General features: G+C 66.0%; 15 protein-coding genes. 9 read left to right on the top strand and 6 right to left on the bottom strand.

Translation table 11 applies throughout. The annotated features are described in order from the left end of the window. The first annotated feature begins 118 nt into the window (after positions 1-118). The 4 genes from J4G32_RS07495 to J4G32_RS07480 are packed head-to-tail and all read left to right on the top strand — an operon-like array spanning position 119 to position 5,274. On the top strand, positions 119-2,134 hold the full coding sequence (locus J4G32_RS07495) for a methylmalonyl-CoA mutase subunit beta (protein WP_210485580.1): 2,016 nt from the start codon (positions 119-121) through the stop codon (positions 2,132-2,134). Between the two features lie 42 nt (positions 2,135-2,176). After that, positions 2,177-4,342 (top strand): methylmalonyl-CoA mutase, encoded by a 2,166-nt coding sequence (scpA, locus tag J4G32_RS07490; protein ID WP_210485579.1) that lies wholly within the window; start codon positions 2,177-2,179, stop codon positions 4,340-4,342. A gap of 59 nt (positions 4,343-4,401) precedes the next feature. Next, on the top strand, positions 4,402-4,635 hold the full coding sequence (locus tag J4G32_RS07485; protein WP_210485578.1) for a DUF2188 domain-containing protein: 234 nt from the start codon (positions 4,402-4,404) through the stop codon (positions 4,633-4,635). Between the two features lie 6 nt (positions 4,636-4,641). Then, on the top strand, positions 4,642-5,274 hold the full coding sequence (locus J4G32_RS07480) for a hypothetical protein (protein WP_210485577.1): 633 nt from the start codon (positions 4,642-4,644) through the stop codon (positions 5,272-5,274). 15 nt (positions 5,275-5,289) lie between these two features. Here J4G32_RS07480 and J4G32_RS07475 read toward each other — a convergent pair whose 3' ends face one another. Beyond that, complete coding sequence (locus J4G32_RS07475; protein ID WP_210490913.1) at positions 5,290-6,276, bottom strand: alpha/beta hydrolase; 987 nt, start codon at positions 6,274-6,276, stop codon at positions 5,290-5,292. Between the two features lie 132 nt (positions 6,277-6,408). Between J4G32_RS07475 and J4G32_RS07470 the strand changes: the two genes are divergently transcribed. Then, on the top strand, positions 6,409-7,194 hold the full coding sequence (locus J4G32_RS07470) for a DUF3750 domain-containing protein (RefSeq protein WP_210485576.1): 786 nt from the start codon (positions 6,409-6,411) through the stop codon (positions 7,192-7,194). 31 nt (positions 7,195-7,225) lie between these two features. Then, positions 7,226-8,212 carry a methylmalonyl Co-A mutase-associated GTPase MeaB gene (meaB, locus tag J4G32_RS07465; RefSeq protein WP_210485575.1) on the top strand — a complete coding sequence of 329 codons (987 nt, stop codon included), beginning with the start codon at positions 7,226-7,228 and terminating at the stop codon, positions 8,210-8,212. Positions 8,213-8,217: 5 nt separating this feature from the next. Here meaB and J4G32_RS07460 read toward each other — a convergent pair whose 3' ends face one another. Next, positions 8,218-9,297 (bottom strand): citrate synthase/methylcitrate synthase, encoded by a 1,080-nt coding sequence (locus tag J4G32_RS07460; RefSeq protein WP_210485574.1) that lies wholly within the window; start codon positions 9,295-9,297, stop codon positions 8,218-8,220. Between the two features lie 98 nt (positions 9,298-9,395). Between J4G32_RS07460 and J4G32_RS07455 the strand changes: the two genes are divergently transcribed. Then, positions 9,396-10,529 carry a citrate/2-methylcitrate synthase gene (locus J4G32_RS07455; protein WP_246504908.1) on the top strand — a complete coding sequence of 378 codons (1,134 nt, stop codon included), beginning with the start codon at positions 9,396-9,398 and terminating at the stop codon, positions 10,527-10,529. Here J4G32_RS07455 and J4G32_RS07450 read toward each other — a convergent pair. Continuing rightward, the gene (locus J4G32_RS07450; RefSeq protein WP_210485572.1) at positions 10,526-11,542 is read right to left on the bottom strand and encodes an asparaginase; all 1,017 of its coding nucleotides are present in this window, start codon (positions 11,540-11,542) and stop codon (positions 10,526-10,528) included. The two genes, J4G32_RS07455 and J4G32_RS07450, sit on opposite strands and share 4 nt — an antisense overlap. A 149-nt stretch (positions 11,543-11,691) precedes the next feature. On the opposite strand from J4G32_RS07450, the gene J4G32_RS07445 reads away from it, so the two are divergent. Beyond that, positions 11,692-12,996 (top strand): UDP-glucose dehydrogenase family protein, encoded by a 1,305-nt coding sequence (locus J4G32_RS07445; RefSeq protein ID WP_210485571.1) that lies wholly within the window; start codon positions 11,692-11,694, stop codon positions 12,994-12,996. Positions 12,997-13,054: 58 nt separating this feature from the next. After that, complete coding sequence (locus J4G32_RS07440; RefSeq protein WP_210485570.1) at positions 13,055-13,291, top strand: Lrp/AsnC ligand binding domain-containing protein; 237 nt, start codon at positions 13,055-13,057, stop codon at positions 13,289-13,291. 13 nt (positions 13,292-13,304) lie between these two features. On the opposite strand, the gene J4G32_RS07435 is transcribed toward J4G32_RS07440, so the two are convergent. The 3 genes from J4G32_RS07435 to J4G32_RS07425 form a co-directional block, all read right to left on the bottom strand. Further along, positions 13,305-14,363, bottom strand: coding sequence for a hypothetical protein (locus tag J4G32_RS07435; protein WP_210485569.1), 1,059 nt, complete (start codon positions 14,361-14,363; stop codon positions 13,305-13,307). A 150-nt stretch (positions 14,364-14,513) separates the two neighbouring features. Continuing rightward, entirely contained in the window at positions 14,514-14,960 is a 447-nt protein-coding gene (locus J4G32_RS07430; RefSeq protein ID WP_210485568.1) for a Crp/Fnr family transcriptional regulator, read from the bottom strand. Further along, positions 14,957-17,710, bottom strand: coding sequence for an ABC transporter ATP-binding protein (locus J4G32_RS07425; protein ID WP_246504907.1), 2,754 nt, complete (start codon positions 17,708-17,710; stop codon positions 14,957-14,959). Before J4G32_RS07425 ends, J4G32_RS07430 begins: the two co-directional genes overlap by 4 nt. Between the last annotated feature and the right edge of the window lie 130 nt (positions 17,711-17,840).

Genomic DNA, 17,840 nt, shown 5'->3' with positions numbered 1-17,840 from the left:
ACGGGCGGCCGCCGAGTGGCCATCGGCCCGGCGGCCTGCGATAACTCACAGGCCATGACGGGACGACCCCCGCGGTCTGCCCGTCATTCCGTGCCTGTTCACCGCCTGCCAGGACCCGATGACAGATCAGCGCCCCGCCTCTTTCCTGACCAACGACTTTCCGGCAGCGACCCGCGAGGACTGGCGCCGACGGGTCGAGACTGTTCTCAAGGGGGCGGATTTCGAGCGGGTGCTCGTCGGACGGACGTATGACGGCATCACGATCGAGCCCCTCTATGAGCGGGCCGCGGCCAGCCGGCCCGTCCAGCGGGAAACAGCCGGCGCCTGGCGGATCGCCCAGCGTGTCGACCATCCGGATCTCGCCGAGGCCAATGCCCTTGCGCTGACGGACCTGGCCGGGGGCGCGGATTCCCTCACCCTCGTCTGCGACCGGGCCCCTGCCGCGCGCGGCTTCGGCCTTTCCCTCGGCACCGTGGAAGACCTCGACCGGGCCCTGTCCGGGGTGATGCTCGATCTCATCCACCTGCGGCTCGATGCGGGCGGGCGCGGCCGGCAGCTCGCGGCGCTCTTCGTGGCGCTCGCGGACAAACGCGGCCACGCGCTCGCCAGCCTCTCGGTCGATCTCGGCCTTGATCCGCTCGGCGCAATGGCAGCGAGCGGCGTGCTGTCGACCTCCTGGGACATTGTTGCGACCCGGATGGTCGAGACCCAGCAGGCGCTCACGGACCGTGGCTTTGCGGGCCGCACGTTCCTCGCTGACGGACGGCCCTATCACGAGGCCGGCGGAAGCGAGGCCATGGAGCTGGCGGCCGTGCTCGCCACGGGCGTCGCCTATTGGCGGGCGCTGGAGGCTGGCGGCGTGCCGCTCGAGACTGGACGGGACGCGCTCTCCTTCCTGCTCGTGGCGGATTCCGACGAGTTTCTCACGGTGGCGAAATTCAGGGCGCTTCGATGCCTGTGGGCCCGTGTCGAGCAGGCCTGCGGCCTGACCCCGAGGCCGGTCCGGCTTCATGCGGAAACGTCCTGGCGGACGACGACGCGGCGCGATCCGTGGGTCAACATGCTGCGGGCGACGCTGTCGACTTTTTCGGCCGGTCTTGGCGGCGCCGACGCCATCACCATCCTGCCCTTTACGGCAGCCCTCGGTCTGCCGGATGCCTTCGCCCGGCGGGTGGCACGCAACACCCATCTCATCCTGTTGGAGGAGGCCCATCTCGCCCGGGTCGAGGACCCGGCCTCCGGCGCGGGTGGGTTCGAGGCGCTGACCGATGCCTTGTGCGAGAAGGCCTGGGCGATCTTCCAGGGGATCGAGCGCGATGGCGGCCTTCTCGAAATTCTCAAGACCGGCGCGCTCCAGCGCGACATCGCGGCGACCCGCGCCACCCGCGACAAGGACATTGCCACGCGCCGGGACCCCATCACCGGCACCAGCGAGTTTCCCAACCTCCATGAGGGCCCGGTTGCGGTTCTCAGGCCCTCGCCCTTGTGGCCGCCTGCCGCAAACTCCTCCCGTTCCCCCGCCGGAGAGCCTGCCGCGCCCGCGAGCCCGACGCCGTTTTCGGGCCTGATCGCGGATGCGGCCGCGGGCTCCAGCCTGTCCGACCTTGCCAAAACCGCCAACGGTCCGGACCCGGTGGCGGTCGCGCCCCTGCCCTCCTCGCGCGATGCCGAACCCTTCGAGCTTCTGCGCGACCGGGCCGATGCCCATGCGGCCAAGACCGGCAGCCCGCCGCGCTTGTTTCTCGCGACGCTCGGCCGCCCAGCCAGCTTCACGGCGCGGGCGACTTTCGCCAAGAACCTGTTCGAGGCCGGCGGGATCGAGACCGTGATGGCAGACGGCGACCAGACGCTCGCCACACTGCTTGACGCCTTCCGCACAAGCGGCGCTTCGCTTGCCTGCCTCTGCGCGCCGGACGAGGCCTACCAGACAGACGGCGTGGCGGCGGTCGCGGCGCTGAAGGCTGCGGGCGCAGCGGCCATCTATGTCGCCGGTCGGCCGGGGGACCTTGGCGAGTCGCTGAGCGCAGCGGGCGCTGCCGGGTTCGTCCATCTGGGCTGCGACGTTCTCGCTTGCCTCGATCAGGCGCTCACCCTCGCGCTCGGTAGCGCTGACCGGTCGAATGCCCTAAAATGAGGCGGGCTCGTCTCAGTTGTTGTCAAAGGTAATCGCGGTCAGATGTCTCGCATCCCGAATTTTGCCGGTCTCGATTGGACGAACGACAGCGCTGCGGATTTTGCGCCACGCGCTGGTGAGGCGTGGCTGACGCCGGAGGGCATTCCGGTCAAGCCCGTCTACGGACCCGAGGATCGCGCCGGCATCGATTTTCTCGACACCTTTCCGGGCATCGCCCCATACCTGCGCGGCCCCTACCCGACCATGTACGTCAACCAGCCCTGGACCATCCGCCAATATGCGGGGTTCTCGACGGCGGAAGACTCGAACGCCTTCTATCGGCGCAATCTGGCGGCGGGCCAGAAGGGCCTGTCCGTCGCGTTCGATCTCGCGACCCATCGCGGCTATGACAGCGACCATCCGCGGGTGTCGGGCGATGTGGGCATGGCGGGCGTTGCCATCGACTCGATCTACGACATGCGCACGCTGTTTTCCGGCATCCCGCTCGATCGCATGAGCGTGTCGATGACCATGAACGGCGCGGTGCTGCCGATCCTCGCGCTCTACATCGTGGCGGCCGAGGAACAGGGCGTGTCGGCCGACCAGCTGTCGGGCACAATCCAGAACGACATTCTCAAAGAGTTCATGGTGCGCAACACCTACATCTACCCGCCCAAGGGGTCGATGCGCATCATCTCGGACATCTTCGCCTACACGTCCGCCCATATGCCGAAATTCAATTCGATCTCGATTTCCGGCTACCACATGCAGGAAGCGGGCGCGACGCAGGACCTCGAACTCGCCTACACGCTGGCCGACGGCGTCGAGTATATCCGCGCTGGTCTCGCGGCGGGCCTGACCATCGACCAGTTCGCGCCGCGCCTGTCGTTCTTCTGGGCGGTGGGCATGAACTTCTTCATGGAAGTCGCCAAGATGCGCGCCGCGCGCCTGATCTGGGCGCGGCTCGTTAAGGAGTTCGATCCCAAGAGCGAGAAATCCCTGCCCCTGCGCACTCATTCGCAGACGTCCGGCTGGTCGCTTGCCGCGCAGGACGTATTCAACAACGTGGTGCGCACCTGCATCGAGGCGATGGCCGCCACCCAAGGCCACACGCAATCCCTGCACACTAACGCGCTCGACGAAGCGCTGGCGCTGCCGACGGATTTTTCCGCCCGCATCGCGCGCAACACGCAGCTCTTCCTGCAGCAGGAAAGCGGCACGACGCGCATCATCGACCCGTGGGGCGGCTCCTATTACGTGGAAAAGCTGACGCACGATCTCGCCGAAAAAGCGTGGGCGCATATCCAGGAGGTCGAAAGCCTCGGCGGCATGGCGAAGGCCATCGAGGCGGGAATCCCCAAACTGCGCATCGAGGAAGCCGCCGCCCGCACGCAGGCCCGCATCGATTCCGGCCATCAGAAGATCATCGGCGTCAATTGCTTCAAGTCCACCGACGAAGCGACCATCGACATCCTCAAGGTCGACAACGCGTCAGTGCGCGCGCAGCAGATCGACAAACTGAAACGGCTGCGCGCCGAACGCGTGCAGAGCGATGTCGATGCAGCACTTGCCGCCTTGTCGGAAGGTGCTGCCGGCACCGAGGCGAACCTCCTTGACCTCGCGGTGAAAGCCGCGCGCGCCAAGGCGACGGTTGGCGAGATTTCCGACGCGCTCGAAAAGGTCTGGGGCCGGCACGTGGCGTCGATCAAATCGATCTCGGGCGTCTACAAGCGGGAGATGGGCATGTCGCAGCCGGTGATCGAACAGGTGCGCCGTCTGGTCGAGGATTTCGAGGCCAATGACGGACGGCGCCCGCGCATTCTCGTGGCCAAGATGGGCCAGGACGGGCACGACCGCGGCCAGAAGGTGATCGCATCGGCCTTTGCCGATCTCGGCTTCGACGTGGATATCGGCCCGCTCTTCGCGACCCCTGCCGAAGCCGCCCGTCAGGCCATCGAGAACGACGTCCATATCGTCGGCGTCTCGTCGCTCGCCGCCGGCCATCTGAGCCTGGTGCCGGAGCTGAAAGCGGAGCTTGCGAAATACGGACGCGACGACATCATGATCGTCGTCGGCGGCGTCATCCCGCAGCAGGATTTCGAGGCCGTCTACGCCGCCGGCGCCTCGGCGATCTTCCCCCCCGGCACCGTCATCGCCGACGCCGCCGTGGGCCTCATCGAGGACCTCAATCGCCGGCTGGGCTACGGGCCGAAGCAGGCGGCGGAGTAGGGGCACGGACTTGACCCTTCTCCGATGCAACTGTATCTCTCGTCGGCATGGGAACTGAAATGTCCAAGAGAGCACGTCACGTCATCGCCAGCCCGAGTGGCCGGTGGAGCGTCAGACTGACAGGTGCTTCGCGGGCCTCGAAGACCTTCGACAGCCAAGCCGCAGCCGTAAAGTACGCCAAGGAATCGGCCAAGAAGGACGGCACGGAACTTTATGTCCATCGTCGCGACGGGACGGTTCGGAATAAAGATAGCTATGGCGCAAGCATCGATACGGCACGCGACAGACGCTAGTCCGCGATGACGTTTGACACGAATGTCTTCGTCAACTGTCCGTTCGACAGATCGTACTATCCGCTCCTCCGACCGCTTCTGTTCACCATCTGCTACATGGGTCTCAAGCCTCGCATCGCGTTGGAATCACTCGATTCCGGCGAAGCGCGGATCCGCAAGATCATCTCACTCATCGAGCAATCGCGATTCGCGATCCATGATCTCTCACGGCTGAAGGCCGAGAAGGCCGGTGAGTACTTCCGCCTCAACATGCCGTTCGAACTCGGCCTCGATGTCGGTTGCCGGCTGTTCAAAGGAGGGCACCACGCGCGTAAATCCTGCCTGATCCTTGAGGCCGAACGCTACCGGTATCAGGCCGCCATTTCGGACCTGTCGAATTCGGACATTGCCGTCCACGACAATGAGCCTTCCCAGCTCACCTCCGAGGTCCGCAACTGGCTGAGCACCGCCGCAAAACTGCAAGCGGATGGAGCGACGAAAATCTGGGGCCGCTTCAACGACTTCATGGCCGACAATGATGACGCTCTGGCGGCCAGAGGTTTCAGCCCGAAGGATATCGAAAATCTTCCCGTCGGCGAACTCATCGATTGTATGGAAGAGTGGGTGCGCAAGAACGTCAATCGGGGCCGCGTAGCATGATGCGCAGTCGCCCGGTCAATTCGCCCGGTCGATCGCGCGCTTGACCACCTGCTGCACTTCCGGGTTCGACAGGAAGAGATCGTGGTTGATGATGCCGCCGCCGAATTCGGAGGCGTCGGCGACGCGCACGCCCAGCGATTCCAGTCGCTCGCGGTCTGCGGCGCCCGCGCGCACGATGCCGCCCGCGAGCCTGCTCGACATGGCGAGCGCCCGGTCGTTGGTGGAACTGATGACGGTGATTTTCTGGGCGTCGGGTCCAAGCCGCTCGAGGCCGCGGGCGAACAGGTCGATGTCGATGTCGGGGGCCGCCATCACCACCGCGCCGATGCGCGACATGGCGCCCTCGCCGCCCGATCCGCGCAGCATGCGCAGGGTCTCGAGCGTCAGCAACGTGCCCATGCTGTGGGCGACGATGTGGATGCGCCCACCGCTCGGTGACTTGGCGATGGCCGAGAGCAGATCCTCCAGCGCATCGCGGGACCACATGGCGCTTTCGCGGTCGCTCACATAGCTGAACGTCGAGCCGGCCGACGGCCAGGTGAAGAGCCCGGTCGCGCCGGGAAAGCGGATGCCCTCCGACAATTCGATGGTCGAGGTGGCGGCGGTCTCGAAGCTTTCCTTGTAACCGTGAATATACAGCAGCAGGTCGCGCCCGAGCGCCGCCTGGGCGAAGGATTGCGCCGCGGTGCTGCGGTCAATCGAATCCACCGATGCGATGCTCCAGCCGCCGGAGGTGACGCGGCCCATCAGGGAGCGGTCGGGCGGGGTGAGCCGCGCCTCCGCAAACACCATGTCGGCCGAGCGCTGCGCACTGAACCATGGCTTCTTGATCGGATCGCTGACCGGAAGCCGGGTCGTGGCCACCAGAAGGCGGGGATCGTTGGAAAGTCCGGCGCGCGGCGAGGTGGGAACGCCGGGCAGGATCGATTCGCCGCCGAGACAGCCGGACAGGGCGAGAGTCGCGAAAGCGATGACGACGGAGCGACGGGCGGGATGGGACATGGGGCCGGGGGTTGGAGGTGACAAGGCGATCCGCTCTGTCGCGTCGGATCATGGCGGGCGCAAGGCAGGACGAAGGCCTGCGACGATCTCTCAGGCAACGTGGTCAATCATTGGTGAACACCGGGCCGCTTGATGCGCCGCCCCGTGAGGCCTAAATCGGCCGTGATGTTCCTCGCCCGCATTCTCCTCGTCATCCTCGGTCTGTTCTTCCTCCCGCTTGGCGCCCATGCCCTCTGGTGGGGGATGCGCGAGGATGTGGCGGCCAATTACCGGGGCGCGGACTGGTCGAGCGCCAAGCTCCTGCCCGAGCCCGCCGCAGCCCCGCAGGCGATCGTGGCGATCTACGCGGCCCGCGTCGGCCGGTGGCGCGGCATCTTCGCCCATCACACCTGGGTGGTGGTGAAGGAGGCAGGCAGCGCCCGCTACACCCGCTATGACAAGGTCGGCTGGGGCAGTCCGGTGCGCACCAATGGCTGGGCGCCGGATGGACGCTGGTTCGGCAACGCGCCTCGCCCGATCGTCCTCATCGAGGGCGAGGCAGCCCAACGACTCATTCCGCAGATCCAGGCCGCGGTGGCGAGCTATCCCTATCGGGTGTCCGGCGACTATCACGCCTTCCCGGGGCCGAACTCCAACACCTTCGTGGCGCATATCATGCGCTCCGTGCCGGCGCTCAGCGCTGCCCTCCCGCCCACCGCCCTGGGCAAGAACTGGCAGCCCCTGCGGGATATTGTCGGCCTCACCCCGAGCCGCACCGGAATACAGATCTCGCTCGGCGGCTATGCGGGCCTGACGATTGGGTGGATCGAGGGCTTCGAGGTGGATTTCCTCGGCCTCGTCGCCGGCATCGACATCCGCCGGCCCGCCCTCAAGCTTCCCGGCTGGGGACGGATCGGCATGGACCCGATCATCTGGTGAATAGGCGCCGCGAACGCGCTAGAGCTTTTTCATGACCGGGCCAGCAGATCCCCTGAGAACCATTAATGCGGAGGCCGTCGCGCGGGGCGACCGCGCCGTGCTGGCGCGCGCCATCACGCTGATGGAATCGCGCCGCGCGGACCACCGGGCGAAAGCCCGCGACCTGCTGCAAGCTTTGATGCCCCGCACGGGAAAAGCGGTGCGGGTGGGAATCACCGGCGTCCCCGGCGTCGGCAAATCCACTGCGATCGATACGCTAGGGAGCCTGCTCACGGCCCGCGGCCACAAGGTGGCGGTGCTCGCGGTCGACCCGACCTCGACCCGCAGCGGCGGGGCCATCCTCGGCGACAAGACCCGCATGGCGAAGCTTTCGGGCGATCCCGACGCCTTCATTCGCCCCTCCCCGTCCTCGGGGACTCTCGGCGGGGTCGCGGCCAAGACCCGCGAGGCGATGCTGCTCTGCGAGGCGGCAGGCTTCGACGTGATTCTGGTGGAGACGGTGGGCGTCGGCCAATCGGAGACGGCGGTGGCCGATCTCACCGATTTCTTTCTCGTGCTCATGCTGCCCGGCGCCGGCGACGAGTTGCAGGGGATCAAGAAGGGCATTCTCGAACTCGCCGACATGATCGCCGTCAACAAGGCGGACGATGCAGGCATGCGCGCCAAAGCCGCCGCAGCGGAGTATCAGGCGGCCCTCCACATCCTCACGCCCGCCTCGGCTAGCTGGACCCCGCCGGTGGTGACCATCTCGGGCCTCACAGGCCAGGGACTCGATCTCCTCTGGGACAAGATCCTCGACCATCGCAGCCGGCTTGAGGCGACCGGCGAACTTGCCGAAAAGCGGCGCGGTCAGGATACCAAGTGGATGTGGGCGCTGGTGCACGAGCGCCTGCACGACCGGTTGAGGCAGGACGCGGCCTTGCGCCAACGCGTGCCGGCCATCGAGGCCGGCATCGCCGACGGCACACTCTCGCCGACCGCCGGCGCAGACGAGATCATCGGGCTGTTGAAGCTTTAGCCGGATCACGCCGCCTGTTGCGGCGCGGGTCCCACATAAACCGATTGTGGGCGGATCAGCCGTCCGCTGGCGATCTGCTCCTGCGCATGGGCGATCCAGCCGAGGGTGCGGCCCATGGCGAAGACGCAGGTGAAACTGTCTGGCGGAAAGGCGAGCGCCTCGAGCAGAAGCGCCGTGTAGAACTCCACATTTGTTTGCAGCGACCGGGTGGGCTTGCGCTCGCGCAGGATGGCGAGCGCTGCGGCTTCCACGGCTTCCGAATAGGCAAGCCGTCCCGCGCTGGCGCCGAGTTTGCCGATCGCGCGCTTCAATGCATCGGCGCGCGGATCGCGGACACGATAGATGCGGTGGCCGAAGCCCATCAGGCGGTCGCCGCGGGCAAGGGCCGCCTCCAGCCAGGTGCGGGCGTTGGAGGCCTCGCCGATAGCGTCGAGCATCTCGATCACCGGTCCCGGCGCGCAGCCATGGAGCGGGCCTTTGAGCGCGCTCAGGCCCGCCAGCACCGCCGAGGTCAAACCGGCCTGCGTCGAGGCGACGACCCGGGCCGCGAAGGTCGAGGCGTTCAGCCCATGGTCGCAGACGGTGACCAGATACGTGTCGAGGGCTTCCGCCTGCACTTCCGGTGCGGCCACACCCTTCAACATGCGCAGGATATCGGCCGCGTGAGACAGCGACGCGTCAGGCGCGAGCGGCGCCAATCCCCGCTGCGCGCGGATGACGGCCGGCGTGAAGACGGCGGGCGCTGCAAGAAGACGCAGGGCGGTGGCCAGATCGTCCCCATCGGCAAGACGCGCCATCAATGCGCGGACCGCCTCGATCGGCGAGCGCCCGATGAGCGTTGCATCGAGCCCCGCCACCTCCGCGAAGACCGCGACACGGGCGCGGCCCAGCGCCGCCGCGAAGTCTCCACCTGAAGGAAGATCGGGGAAAAACCCGTCCAGCATCAGCTCCGCCGCCTCGGCGAAGGTTGTGTGCCCGGCCAGATCGTCGAGCCGATGGCCGCGAATGATCAGCCGGCCGGCCGCACCGTCCACCTCGGAAAGCACGGTCTGCGCCGCCACCACATCGTCAAGTCCGCCCATCATCTCGAAAACTCCCTCACACCTGAGGCTTGAGAGTTGCGCCGCCCGAGACTACAATCAAGATTGATCAATATAATCAATGTATGGCAATGAGCGACTGGTTGACGGCCCAGGAAGTGATGCGGCGTTTGCGGCTGAAACCGCAGACGCTCTACGCCTATGTGAGCCGGGGACGGATCGAGGCACGGGCGGACGACGCCGATCCGCGCAAAAAACTCTATCGGGCGGCCGATATCGGCCGGCTGGAATACCGCAAGACGCGAGGACGCCGCGGCGCGACCATCGCCGAGGATGCGATCGCCTGGGGCGAACCGGTGCTGGCCTCCAGCATCACCACGATCGCCCACGGGCGGCTCTGGTATCGCGGGCAGGACGCCGAGATGCTGGCGCAGACGGCGCGGCTCGAGGATATCGCCCGGCTTCTGTGGGCCTGTGGCGAGGCGCGCTTCCCGACCCAGGCGAGCATCATCCCGGCGGGAACAGGCCAGCAGCGCATGTTCGCTCTGATGGCGGCGCGCGCCGCCGCCGACCCGGTGATCGCCGGCCGCACGCCGAAGGCCCTTTACCTCGAGGCGGCCTCGGTGCTCGACGGGCTGGTCGATGCCGTGGCCGGCGGCCCCGGCGAAGGACCCATCCATGAGCGCATCGGACGCGCGTGGGGTTGCGATGCGGACGGCGCGGCGTTGATCCGCATAGCGTTGGTGCTGCTGGCCGACCACGAACTCAACGCGTCGACGTTCGCGGTGCGGGTCACGGCCTCAACCGGCGCGTCCCTGGCGGCGTGCGTGCTCGCCGGGCTTTCGGCTTTGTCGGGTCCTCTTCATGGCGGTATGGCGCGCCGCGTCCGGGCCTTCTTCGACGAGACGCAGCGCGACGGCACCGCGCGCGCCGTCCGCGCCCGGCTCGCAACCGGAGCGCCCATACCGGGCTTCGGCCACCCGCTCTATCCCGCTGGCGATCCGCGGGCGCGCTGCCTGCTCGCGGCCTTCACGCTGCCAGCCGCGTTCGCGGAGGTGAGCCAGACCACGCAGGCGATCACCGGCGAGGTCTCCAATATCGACTTCGCACTCACCGCGCTGAGCGAGATCCTGCGGCTTGACGACGACGGGCCGTTCCAGATTTTCGCTGCCGCCCGCTGCACCGGCTGGATCGCCCATGCGCTGGAGCAATTCCAGACCGGGCGCCTGATCAGGCCGCGGGCGCGTTATACAGGCCCGGCGCCTGACATCACCTAGCGCCCAGCACCGGCAATATCCCGGGCGGGCCGCATGGCGCCGACGCGGATGCCGTTCCAGTTCAGGTTGTCGGGCGCAGCCAGGCGACCGATGGCGGCGGCCTCGGTGTCGTCGAGCTTGAGATAACGGAGCAGCAGGGCCGCCATCGCGATCTCGGCCGCGCGGGTGGCGCCGTCATCGATCTTCAGCGCAATGCCGTAGCCGAGTTCCGGCAGGGCCGCGCAATAGACGCCCTCCGCCCCGACCTTGACGAAGGCGCGCTCGCCCAGGATCTCCATCACCTTGGTGTCGAACCGGTCTGTTCCGGCCACCATGAAGGGATTGAGCGCCACCGCCTTGCGGATGCGGGCTGCGGCCTTGGCGGTATCGGCGGAGACGCCCACGCCGGTGCCGAAGCGGGCAAAGCCGAAAGCCATTGCCGGCAGGGGGATGGCGTAGGTCGGGATCGAACAGCCGTCGATGCCGCCAGCCTCCTCGTCATGGCAGGCGCCGGTGATATCCTCCAGCGCCGCCCTCACCCGCTGCTGGACCGGGTGGGCGGCTGTCACATAGCCGGCCGGATCATCGCCAGACGCACTTGCGAGGCAAACGAAACCAGCATGCTTGCCCGAACAGTTGTTATGCAGGGCATTGGGGGTACCACCGCTCGCGGCAAGCGCTCGGTTGGCGGCCTCGCCCATCGGCCAGTGGCTGCCGCATTCGAGGCACCCTACATCGCGGCCGACCTTGGCAAGCATCGAGGCGGCCGTCGCCGCATGCCGCTCCTCGCCCGAATGGGACGCGCAGGCGAGCGCGATTTCCGCGTCCGTGAGCCCGAATTGATCGGCAGCGCCGCTCTCAATGAGAGGCAGCGCCTGAAGGGCTTTCACGGCGGAGCGGGGGAAAACCGGACGGTCGACGTCGCCGAGGGAGAACACCGTTGCGCCATCGGCTTGCACCACGCACAGACTGCCGCGGTGGCGCGATTCGACCGAATGGCCGCGCACGACCTCGACGAGAAAGGGATTGCCCATAGATTGCCTCAGGATTGATTGGCGGTCTTGTGTGCCGAGGCTTCGACGGAGTCAAAGCTTTCCGCAACAGGTCTGCCAACCTCGGCCATGGCTTGCGGCAAGGCCGCCGCCCGCTTAAACCGGACGGAGATTGAAAGAGGGACGAGCAGATGCGTGTCACGATGATCGGAGCAGGCTATGTGGGCCTCGTGTCCGGGGCCTGCTTCGCCGATTTTGGTCACGACGTCTGCTGCGTCGACAAGGACCCGGCCAAGATCGACGCGCTCAATCGCGGCGAGATCCCAATCTTCGAGCCCGGGCTGTCCGACCTCGTGGCCAAGAACGTGCGCGACGCGCGGCTCTCCTTCACCACCAGCCTGCACGAGGCGGTGAAGGATGCCGAAGCGGTGTTCATCGCTGTCGGCACGCCGTCGCGGCGCGGCGACGGCCATGCGGACCTCTCCTACGTGTATCAGGCGGCGCGCGACATCGCCGCGTCGCTGTCCGGCTACACCGTCATCGTCACCAAATCGACCGTGCCGGTGGGCACCGGCGACGAGGTCGAGCGGATCATCCGCGAGGCGCGGCCGGAGGCGGAATTCGCCGTGGTGTCGAACCCGGAATTTCTGCGCGAGGGCGCGGCGATCGCCGATTTCAAACGCCCCGACCGGATCGTCATCGGCACCGAGGACGAGCGCGCCAGCAACGTGATGACCGAAATCTACCGGCCGCTCTACCTCAACTCGTCGCCCCTGCTGGTGACGTCGCGACGCACCGCGGAGCTCACGAAATATGCCGCCAACGCGTTTCTCGCCACCAAGATCACGTTCATCAACGAGATTGCGGATCTGTGCGAGCAGGTCGGCGCGAACGTCCAGGACGTGGCGCGCGGCATCGGGCTCGATAACCGCATTGGCGGCAAGTTCCTCCATGCAGGCCCCGGCTATGGCGGCTCGTGCTTTCCGAAAGACACCCTCGCGCTGATCAAGACCGCGCAGGATTTCGAGGCGCCAACCCGCATCATCGAGACGGTCGCGGCCGTCAACGACCAGCGCAAGCGCGCCATGGGCCGCAAGGTGATTACCGCCTGCGGCGGCTCGGTGCGCGGCAAGACGATCGCGGTGCTGGGCCTCACCTTCAAGCCCAACACCGACGACATGCGCGATGCGCCCTCGCTGGATATCATCACGACCTTGCAGGATGCGGGCGCGAGCGTGCGGGCCTACGATCCCGAGGGCATGCATGTGGCCAAGCCCATGCTGCCGGAGGTCGACTATGCCCGCGATGCCTACGATTGCGCGCGCGGCGCCGACGCCCTCGTCATCGTCACAGAATGGGACGCCTTCCGGGCGCTCGATCTCGGGCGGCTGCACAATGCGCTCGCCCATCCCGTCGTGGTCGACCTGCGCAACATCTATCGGCCCGACGAGATGCGCCGCCGCGGCTTCACCTACGTGAGTGTCGGACGGCCCTGACCTTCACCCGGCGCCGGTTTCGCGCCATAAAGACATTTACGGGAATTCGGAGCGCTTCATGCAGACCTTCTTCGTCGAGATCAAATGCAAGCTGGGCAAGACCTACGAAGTCGCAAGCGCCATGGCCGACCGGGAAATCGCCTCGGAGATCTATTCCACCGCCGGCAATTACGACATCCTGGCGAAGTTCCACGTGGATGACGGCGTCGATATCGGCCATTTCATCGCCAAGAACGTGCAATCCATCGACGAGATCGCCGACACGCATACGATCATCACCTTCAAGGCGTTCTGACCGGCGCGCGCCGCTACTGAACCGACGCGTAGGCCTCGAGCCGGGCTGCGGCTGTCTTGGGCTGGGGCGCGATCTCGGCGAGGATCGGGCCGATATCCTCGTAGCGATCCATGCGCCGCACGATCTTGGAATCGATGCGGTTGTAGAGTTCGGCGACGCTGACGGCGCGCCGCTTGCGGCCCTTGCCGTCCATGAACAATCCGGCATTGGCCTTGGCGGCCTTCGGGAAGAGCCGGGTCGCGCTCATGTTGGGATCGGAATCCAGAACATCGAGAAACCGCACGGCGCTGCCGGCGCCCAGGAAATGCGCCAGATAGAGTTCGGCCTCCGACAATTCACGTTCGCCCTGCGCCTGCAGGGCGCGTTCCACGTCCTTGATCAACTCGCCGGCCATGAGGGCGGAGAAATACGGGTCGGTGCGCAGGCTCAGGATCCAGGCGCGGTCTTTCTCATCGGCCACGACCGGATCGCCGTCGATCGTGCGGATCGCCTTGGCGGCGGCCGCAAATCCGTAATCGGACGCATGGACCTGCACGACCTCGAGCCAGGTCCGCTCGATGAACTGGAACAGGCCCTCGGCGGAGGAGGTCGGCGCGCGGGCCTCATTCGACAGGCTCGATTCCACATCGGCCAGGGTCATCATGTAAACCGGATCGACACCGGTCACATGGGCCGCCTTCAGGATGGAGTGAACGAGCCAGCGGGGCACGGTGCGGCCGCTGAACGGGATCAGCTCGTCGGGGTTACCCCCGAGATCGGTTGGAACCGGATGCGCGGTTAAGGGTTTTCCCGTTGACGCGAACGGAAACGCCGCCTCGATGATCGACCGGAACAGTCCCGGGTTTTTCCGGAGTTCCGGAATCGGTGCGGGCGCCGAGGCCGGACGTGCAATGAGAGCGCTTGGCAGCGTGGCGATCGCCGCGGGCGCTGCCGCCATGGCCTGGAAGCCCAGAACGACGCTGAGCGTCGCGCAGATGCGCACAACGCGTCGGCCGCGGCGGAGGTGTTTGCGTGACGGTCCCTTGATGGGCCGCGGAATCGCGCCAAGCGGCGTGATCGCGATAGTCGGCATTCGGTTTTTCCCGCTAGGTCGAGCCGGGCGGCGGACCCTTCCCCAGTGCGTCTGTGTGACAAGGGGTGGCGGTCAGTTGTGGCGAGAATCAGTCAGCTTAACCGTAGATTTACCGAGATCAGGGCTAAGTCACTGGTCGTTAACCCAAAATTAGGATCCCGATTTCGCGACGAGTTTCGCGTTTGTCTGTTCAAGACGCTTGGCCAGCTCCCGCATCACGGCCAAAGCCATCTGGGGGAACTGCGCCAGAAGCTCGAGAAACACCCGGCGGTCGATTCGAAGCGCCGTCGTGGGCTCTGACGCGACGATCGTGGCGGAACGCGGGGTATCGGAGAGGATGCCCATCTCGCCCACCAGCGCATTGCTTTCCAGCTCCGCCACCTTGATCTCGCCCGTGGGCGTGGTGAGCAGGACATCCGCTCGCCCGTCAAGGATCACATAGGCCGAGTCCGACGTGTCGCCTTGGGAGAAGAAACGCTGCCGGTCCGCGAACTGCACGCGCTCGCTGGTGAAGGCCAGAAGTTTCAGGCGGGCGGGGTCGATGTCCTTGAACATCGGAACCTGCCGCAAGGATTGAACTTCGGCTTCAAGGGTCATGCAACCTCTCCTGCAATTTCTTCGGCCTGCGCGGCGTTCGGCTCGGATGGGCCGGGCGCCTGCAAGGCTTTCGTCTCTGTGGTAATCTTTCCGTCGCCAAAGCGCATCAGAATATCGAACCCGCTCGCCTGTCGCTCGTTCGGCAGAACCATGAAAAGGCTCCGGCCCCGGCCAAGCTCGATGAGCAGGCTGATCATCTGTTGCGCCCGCGTCTCGTCGAATGGCGCCAGCGCGCCGTCGATGACCAGGATGTCGGGGCGTTTCACCAGACACCGCACCAGATTGACGCTGGCGCGTTCCTGAGCGGTCAAAAGCCGGCCGGCCGTGCCCACCTGCCGGTCGAGACCCACCCGCTCGATCTCTTCGAGGAGACCGAGTTCCTTGACGATCGCCGCGATGGCTTCGGCCACACGGGCCTGGGCGTTGGCGACCCGGTAGCTCACGCGGCCGAAAAGCAGGTTGTCGCGCACCGGAGCGGCCGAGCAGACCTTCGCGGGGTCGTAGAATTCCACGCCCGCCTCGGCCGTCTCGAATTCGGTCCGCACGAGGCCGCGGGCCTGGACGACCTGAACTTTCAGGTGGCTGTCGATGAGTCCCAGACGATGGCGGGCCTCGATATAGGCAAGCGGCAGCGACAGGAGGCGCGTGCGGTCCTCGCCGGTGAGCGAATCGTCGGAGCCCCGTCGCCGGCGCAGGATCGCCTCGAATTCCGGCAGCTCCTCGGCGCCGATGAACGAGAATTGCTCGAACAAGGAATGGCCCGGCGGAAGTCCCTCGAAGATCTCCGTCATCGTCTCGGCGATCTGGATGCCCATATGGACGAGATCGTCGAACAGGCCCGCCTCGTCGATGGCTTTCCGGAAGCTCGGGTTCTCGGCAAGGTTACGGCCGCGGAACGCGTCCGATGTCGGCACGCCGAACAGGATGTTCTCGGCGATGGTCGACTGGTCGTTGAACTGGCGCGGATCGAACGGCTCCACGAGGTCGCCCATCCCCTCGGCCTGGAACGTCTCGCGCAACCGCTGTCGTCCTTCGACGAGACGCGCGGCAAAGTCGGGGTCGCGCTCGGGATCGATCCTGCCGGCGAGGCCGAACAGGTAGATCTCGGTTCCCATTCCAACCTTCTTCATCAGGTCGATGAGAATGTGATCGAGGTCTTCCTCGTCCTTCGCCCCCACCAGCTCGTAGTCGATCCACTGGTCTGAGATGTTGTCGATCGGATTGCCCGTGCGCTGCGCTTCCTTGATCCGGCGCAGGGCCTCCCGCTCGTCTTCCTTGAACTTGCCGACCGGCGAATGGCGCAGGCCGTAGATGAGATTGTCGCGGATGCTGCCGGGAAAGAGGATCGGGTCGATGCCCGCATAAGCGAGCCTGCGGCCGGCGGTGGCGAGCGGGATCTGGGCGATGTCGCGCTCGCCCAGCCGCACCCGTCCGCCGAACGAGAGCATGCGGCGCGCGATGATCTGGGCGGTGATGCTGGCAGCCGCACTGCCGCCGGAGATAAGCGCCACCTCGGCGGGCAGCGGAATCTCGAACGACGCCCCGTCGAGAACCATGCCCCCATGGGGATCGGCAACCCGCAGATCCTCGGCCACGAGCGGCCCTCCCAGCGGCTCCTCGTCGACCGCCTCGTCCTTGCCGAGCAGGATTGGCGCGAGGCGCTCCTCCGAGAAGTGCTGGGCGACCTGGTCGTACTTCACCTGCACGTCGAGACGCTGCTGATCCCAGTCGATGAGCTCCTTCAGGGGCGGCGGCAATTCGCGATAGGCCGCGATGACGGCCACCAGCTGACCGATGTCGAGGGTGCCGCGAATGGCGAGATACCCGCCGATCGAATAGAAGAAGAACGGCGTCAGCTGCGACAGGAAATTGTTGACGAACTTGACGATGAATTTCCGATTGTAGATCTGCAGCCGCAGGTCGAAGAGCTGGTAGAGCCGGTGGCCGATCTCGGCGCGCTCCCAGCCATAGGCGTTATGAACGTGCACGGCCTCGATGCCGTCGAGAACCTCGCCGATACGCCCGGCAAATTCCCGCGACGAGATCTGGCGCAGCCTTCCGAGCCGTAGCAATTCGCGCCGCATGCGGGGAATGATGGTGAACTGGATCGCCACGACGGCCAACGCCATCAGGCCCAGCCAGATATGCTGCACCATGATGAAGAACAACGCCGTCAGCGCCTGCATGCCAAGGAAGACCGGCGTGATGAAGGCATCGCCGATGAAGCCCCCGACAGGCTCCACCTCGTCCTTGATGATGGTGGCGGTCTCCGACGATTTGACCGTCCGCAGCGCCTCCGGCGTAAAACGCAAGACCATGGTGAACAGGTCGAACCGCAGCCGCCGCAGCATGCGCTCTCCGAGCACCCCCTTGGCGACGTTGATCCAGTATTTGAACGCCCCGTTGACGATGACGAAGAACAGGAACAGGCAGGAGAGCCCGAGCAGCAGGCCGATACGGCCGACCTGGAAGCCCTCGAAGATGTGCCACGAGGAACCTCCGAGCCAGCCGGGAAGGCTCAAGGTGAAGGGAAGAAAGGGCGCGGTCGCCTGCCCATCGCGAAAGGCCTCCCCCTGAATAGCCTGGTTGACGATCTGGCGCGGAAGATCGAGTGAGGCAAAATAGAACGGCTGCGACACCAGAACGACGCCGCAGACAAGGATCTGGTCGCGCTTGGAGTGGGTCCAGATATAACGGAACAGGCTCTTTTCCATTGGCCGGACGATATCACCAACGCTTTGACGATCCATAGTCTCTTTCGTTCGTGCGTCTCCCTTTTCAACGGCAGCCTTGTCTAGTTTGACCGCCGCTCTTGCAACCTCGGAAGTCTGTGTCTTAACGTCAGTCGACACCGTCGGTAAAAGTGCCTAAATGGCAGCC

The sequence above is a fragment of the Microvirga antarctica genome, from assembly GCF_017921815.1.
Classification (GTDB): Bacteria; Pseudomonadota; Alphaproteobacteria; order Rhizobiales; family Beijerinckiaceae; genus Microvirga; species Microvirga antarctica.
The sequence above is the reverse complement of the archived record's forward strand: the minus strand, read 5'-3'. Positions and strand labels throughout refer to the sequence as shown.

What these genes read in the sequence shown, in the direction of transcription:
- J4G32_RS07495 (WP_210485580.1), top strand. Translation starts at nt 119, where the DNA reads ATGACAGATCAGCGCCCCGCCTCTTTCCTGACCAACGACTTTCCGGCA.
- scpA (WP_210485579.1), top strand. Translation starts at nt 2,177, where the DNA reads ATGTCTCGCATCCCGAATTTTGCCGGTCTCGATTGGACGAACGACAGC.
- J4G32_RS07485 (WP_210485578.1), top strand. Translation starts at nt 4,402, where the DNA reads ATGTCCAAGAGAGCACGTCACGTCATCGCCAGCCCGAGTGGCCGGTGG.
- J4G32_RS07480 (WP_210485577.1), top strand. Translation starts at nt 4,642, where the DNA reads ATGACGTTTGACACGAATGTCTTCGTCAACTGTCCGTTCGACAGATCG.
- J4G32_RS07475 (WP_210490913.1), bottom strand. Translation starts at nt 6,276, where the DNA reads ATGTCCCATCCCGCCCGTCGCTCCGTCGTCATCGCTTTCGCGACTCTC.
- J4G32_RS07470 (WP_210485576.1), top strand. Translation starts at nt 6,409, where the DNA reads ATGCGCCGCCCCGTGAGGCCTAAATCGGCCGTGATGTTCCTCGCCCGC.
- meaB (WP_210485575.1), top strand. Translation starts at nt 7,226, where the DNA reads ATGACCGGGCCAGCAGATCCCCTGAGAACCATTAATGCGGAGGCCGTC.
- J4G32_RS07460 (WP_210485574.1), bottom strand. Translation starts at nt 9,297, where the DNA reads ATGATGGGCGGACTTGACGATGTGGTGGCGGCGCAGACCGTGCTTTCC.
- J4G32_RS07450 (WP_210485572.1), bottom strand. Translation starts at nt 11,542, where the DNA reads ATGGGCAATCCCTTTCTCGTCGAGGTCGTGCGCGGCCATTCGGTCGAA.
- J4G32_RS07445 (WP_210485571.1), top strand. Translation starts at nt 11,692, where the DNA reads ATGCGTGTCACGATGATCGGAGCAGGCTATGTGGGCCTCGTGTCCGGG.
- J4G32_RS07440 (WP_210485570.1), top strand. Translation starts at nt 13,055, where the DNA reads ATGCAGACCTTCTTCGTCGAGATCAAATGCAAGCTGGGCAAGACCTAC.
- J4G32_RS07435 (WP_210485569.1), bottom strand. Translation starts at nt 14,363, where the DNA reads ATGCCGACTATCGCGATCACGCCGCTTGGCGCGATTCCGCGGCCCATC.
- J4G32_RS07430 (WP_210485568.1), bottom strand. Translation starts at nt 14,960, where the DNA reads ATGACCCTTGAAGCCGAAGTTCAATCCTTGCGGCAGGTTCCGATGTTC.
- J4G32_RS07425 (WP_246504907.1), bottom strand. Translation starts at nt 17,710, where the DNA reads ATGGATCGTCAAAGCGTTGGTGATATCGTCCGGCCAATGGAAAAGAGC.